The sequence below is a fragment of the Paenibacillus sp. OT2-17 genome (assembly GCF_009827695.1).
In the GTDB taxonomy this organism is placed as follows: Bacteria; Bacillota; Bacilli; order Paenibacillales; family Paenibacillaceae; genus Paenibacillus; species Paenibacillus polymyxa_B.
Genome location: NZ_WUDQ01000280.1, coordinates 1 through 4,765, shown reverse-complemented (window position 1 = coordinate 4,765; position 4,765 = coordinate 1). Strand labels below are relative to the sequence as shown.

Genomic DNA, 4,765 nt, shown 5'->3' with positions numbered 1-4,765 from the left:
AAAATCGAACTGCCGAAGCGTGGTAGCCGTGGCCGTCTCCGACTTGCCTGGCAAGGGGATTCACGTTTGCGACTATGGAACGGTGCCGAGGAAATTAGCGAGCTGTTCGATCATACTTTTTCTACAGCGGAGCGCTGGTCAACAAGTCGTGGGCCGATTGGTGGGAAGCCTCATTGGTACGAAAGAAGTATACCCGCAGATATGCCGATGAGATTACAGGTGTATACGGACGGTTTATCCGATTTGGACCCCATTCGCGAGCCTGTCCCTGATGAGCAGATACAGGTATTATTGGACGCATCCCATACCGGGGGACTTGATGATGATGCTGCATTTATTGAGCTTCAGTGGTAAATGAATAAGCAAAAGGACGTATGCATCCATATCCATGGTTGTATAACGTCCTTTTTTTGATGAATACATAGAAAAATACGATTCGTTAAGATATTTATAGAATGTAACGAGGAGGAGAAGGAAAGACGCGCTAATGCGCGTAATATTCGTCCTTTTCTCAAATATCGCAAAGGAATAGCAAAAAATGCGCAAAAATGGTGATTATAAAGTATATCCTTTTGGGTAATCTTGTGATTATACAGATTACTGAAAGGGAGCGATACATATGAGCTACACATATGCAGGAGGCGCGCGCTTTGAAGGCAAAACCGCTCTAATCACGGGGGCTGGTTCTGGGATTGGAAAGGCAACGGCCATTCAAATGGCCAGAGAAGGAGCGAATGTCGCTCTTTTTGACGTAAGTAATGAGCGCATTTTGGAGACGGAAAGAGAAATTAATGCCATACGTGAAGGATCAGCTCGGGCATTTGACGTGGACATTGCTGATCCGGTGCGTGTGGAAAAAGCAGTTCTGGAAGCGGTTGAATTATTTGGCGGTCTGCATATCATTTTTGCTAATGCCGGGATTAACGGGGTCGTCGGACCGATCGAGGATCTGAGCATTGAGGATTGGCGGCAAACATTGTCCACGAATCTGGATGGTACCTTCCTGACGGTGAAGTATACAATACCACATTTGAAAAAGAACGGTGGCGGCAGCATTATTATTACCAGCTCCATTAATGGAAATCAGCGCTTTACCAGCTTTGGAATGTCAGCCTACAGCACATCAAAGGCAGGTCAAACCGGTTTTGCTAAAATGGCTGCGCTGGAGCTGGCTAAGTTCCGTATTCGTGTGAATGTCATCTATCCGGGTGCCATTTCGACCAATATTGATGAAACCACGGAGAAATCGGAAGGGTTAAAACAAATTACCATCCCCGTCAAGTTTCCTGAAGGAGGACAACCGTTGGCTGATGGACCGGGTCAACCCGAGCAGGTAGCTGATTTGGTGACATTTTTGGCTTCTGATCATTCGCGTCACATTACTGGCGCACAAATTGTAATTGATGGGGCAGAGTCGTTATTGTTTTAGAAAATAGAGCATTCTCTGGGACAGAGAAATGTTTTGTGGTATCCTGAGTGTATTGTCTTGGTTACGGTGCGAATGTGAAGCTCACATAAAAACCCCGGGTCCTTCGCACCTCGAAATTTGTCGAAATGGATTCGAATTAGCTTTCTTCGTTAGAAGTCAATAGTGGATTCAAGCTTTTTTGGCATCGTTTTTTTCGAAAATGCATGGAATTGATATCATTAGGGTATGAATTCCTTCATTTTCGCTGTCGCACTCTATATGAGTGCGTGGATTGAAATCCATTCTAATGATCATGTGTTATCTCTCCTTCTCACGTCGCACTCTATATGAGTGCGTGGATTGAAATACAACTACATAATAATTTTAACTATGCATCGTAGTCGCACTCTATATGAGTGCGTGGATTGAAATAGCTCGGTCGAAAACATTGCCTACGAAGGTAGAACGTCGCACTCTATATGAGTGCGTGGATTGAAATTCATCAATTAAACTATCTATTGTCCGATCCCTCTCTGGTCGCACTCTATATGAGTGCGTGGATTGAAATCATAAATGCATCCGCTCGAAGTCTTCCGCTTCGGGTCGCACTCTATATGAGTGCGTGGATTGAAATGGCTTCTGGGCCTTTTAATCCTACGACCGTTGTGAGTCGCACTCTATATGAGTGCGTGGATTGAAATGCATTACCCTCCCAGTAATCCATCGTAAACACAGTCGCACTCTATATGAGTGCGTGGATTGAAATTCTGACAAATGTTAATTAAGCAATGCCTCACATGTCGTACTCTATACGAGTATGTGGATTGAAGTATCTATAGTGTTCGTAACCTTGCATAACAACTCTCAGCAGACTTTACATGATTGGAGCCAATATAATTTGTGTTATGAACTTTAAGATTATTAGTTTAGTTCTCTCTAAAAATACTATTTCCACATGACTTAAAATAATATTTGTTTACATAACGAGAATAGATCTAATATGATTAGTAAGTAGAAGAGAATCTAGTATTTTAAGCGGAATACAAGTCTCTTACAATAACCACCTAAAAGTCATAAAATGAATATAGAGCTATGGAGTGAAACCGTAATCCTTGAATTAAGTAGATAAAAGAGGAGAGGAAGGAGAATTACTACAACGCTAGGAAATTATATTAGTATTATTTATAAATTCACTTAACAACGGTAAATGTCCAAGTGGGGATTCTAGATGCTGTCGCTATTGTATCTTATGACACGATTACACATTTTAAGTATTTGCTCAAAGGGGGAAAATAGATGAATTTATTATCTATTCCTGGTTTATATTTTTATATCTATCTAGGTATAGGCCTTATCGTGGGATATTGGTTTGTATCTAAGGAATTAACTGAACGTGCACAGGAAATGCAGCAAGAGAACCCAGAGGAAAACGATGAGGAACTGTCAACAGCTAGAGAGGGTCTTTATCAAGCTCTACATGATCTTTATCATTTAATAGGTCAGAAAGGTGTTATTGCTGCGATCTATATTTTATTTATGCTTTTTTGGCTTCCGATGTGGTTAGTCATTACTTGGAAGAGGTTATTCACGAAGAAAACTAAAGGAGATTAAGAAATGCAATATATCGCCCACATACGTGAAAGCGACCAAGAGATTCAAACGGTTGCTGAACATCTATTGGAAACCCGACAAGTAGCTGAAGCCTATGGAGACAAAATAGGTATTCGACATATCACCGGACTCGCTGGCATGCTTCATGACTTGGGGAAGTACACGGAAAAGTTTCAAAATTACATACGTTTGGCGGTACAAAATCCTGACAATCCACCGAAACGAGGAAGTGTAGATCATTCTAGTGCGGGTGGAAAGTTATTATTTAATCTTTTTCACATTCAACCTAAAGGCACATTCGATAAGCAGGATTTATTTATCAAATATGTATTGACCGAAGTTGTAGCAAACGCTATTATTTCACACCATTCTTATTTGCAGGATTTTTTAACCCCACAGCTGGAATCAAGATTTTTGTATCGGGTGCGTGACCTAGAGATAGAAGGGTTTGAAGATGCAGTAGCGTTTTTCTATAAGCAGGTCATGGAGAAATCTACATTTTTTGATTATGTGAATCAAGCAAAGGCTGAGTTGGATCAATATATGAACCGAGATGATGAGGCAGATTTTGAACTCAAATTGATGTATTTATCCAAGTTTGTGTTTAGCGCTTTGATCGATGCAGATCGAACCAATACTCGCTGCTTTGAAGAAAATAAGAACACAGGCGATGAGATCGCAGTTGAAGCAATGAATTACCAAAAGTTATTTCATGAGTATTACGAAAAATTAATGATGCACATCAAATCCCTACAAGCAGCCAAGGATGCCAATACACCTATTAATCTACTTCGAAAAGAAATGTCCGAACAATGCGAACAGTTTGCAGAAAGGCCCTCTGGAATACATACCCTCTCGATCCCCACAGGCGGTGGAAAGACGCTCGCCAGCTTTCGTTATGCCTTAAAACATGCTGTAACATTTAAGAAGAAACATATTATTTATGTCGTTCCATTTACGACCATTATTGAACAAAATGCCCGAGAAGTTCGCGAAATAATAGTGGACGATGCGAATATTCTGGAACATCATTCTAATGTGGTCATGGACGATGTAGAAGAGGGAGAGAGTAATGAGCTTGAAGATGTAGTTGTGAGTACGCGCCAAAAATTAAAGCTGGCTAAGGACAATTGGGATTCGCCGATCATTTTCACCACAATGGTGCAATTTTTAAATGTTTTTTATGCTGGCGGCAGTAGAAATATTCGTAGACTTCACAATTTAAGCGAGTCTGTCATTATTTTTGATGAAGTACAAAAAGTTCCTACTCACTGTATTTCATTATTTAATCAAGCAGTGAATTTTTTGAAAACATATGCTCATTCAGGTATTGTTCTCTGCACGGCTACACAACCCGAATTGGATTTTGTACATAACAAGCTAGAGATCGAACCAGATGCAGAAATGGTGCATGACCTGAACCATGTTATAGAAGCGTTTAAGCGGGTTGAAATTGTGGATAAAGCAACGGATATGAAATTTAATACGGAGAAACTTGCCGACTTTGTTGAGGAAAGACTTGCTGATGAACAAAGCGTGCTCGTTATTTTAAATACAAAAACAGTGGTGAAAAACCTATATCACAGATTAAAAGAAGAAAGCGGTACAGTCCCGATCTACCATTTAAGTACATCCATGTGTCCAGCTCATCGCAATTCCATATTGGAGAAAGTTAAAAATCACCTGCAACATAAAGAGCCTGTCGTTTGCATCAGTACACAATTAATTGAAGCGGGAGTGGATATC

At 40.5% G+C, this 4,765-nt stretch carries 3 protein-coding genes, 1 pseudogene and 1 CRISPR repeat array; all 4 genes and pseudogenes read left to right on the top strand.

Annotated features, from left to right (window positions below):
• Positions 1–354, top strand: a pseudogene (locus GRP75_RS19490) (hypothetical protein); the annotation flags it as partial.
• Between the two features lie 265 nt (positions 355–619).
• Complete coding sequence (locus GRP75_RS19485) at positions 620–1,429, top strand: SDR family oxidoreductase (RefSeq protein ID WP_023988269.1); 810 nt, start codon at positions 620–622, stop codon at positions 1,427–1,429.
• Positions 1,430–1,675: 246 nt separating this feature from the next.
• A CRISPR array of direct repeats spans positions 1,676–2,239; the repeat unit is 32 nt; unit sequence GTCGCACTCTATATGAGTGCGTGGATTGAAAT.
• A 465-nt stretch (positions 2,240–2,704) separates the two neighbouring features.
• Positions 2,705–3,019, top strand: a complete 315-nt coding sequence (locus GRP75_RS19480) for a hypothetical protein (RefSeq protein ID WP_025719051.1) — start codon at positions 2,705–2,707, stop codon at positions 3,017–3,019.
• A 3-nt stretch (positions 3,020–3,022) separates the two neighbouring features.
• Positions 3,023–4,765: CRISPR-associated helicase Cas3' (cas3, locus tag GRP75_RS19475; RefSeq protein WP_160790105.1), on the top strand; the 1,743-nt coding region annotated here is incomplete at its 3' end.

Coding starts and splice junctions, on each gene's coding strand:
- GRP75_RS19480 (WP_025719051.1), top strand. CDS start 2,705: ATGAATTTATTATCTATTCCTGGTTTATATTTTTATATCTATCTAGGT.
- GRP75_RS19485 (WP_023988269.1), top strand. CDS start 620: ATGAGCTACACATATGCAGGAGGCGCGCGCTTTGAAGGCAAAACCGCT.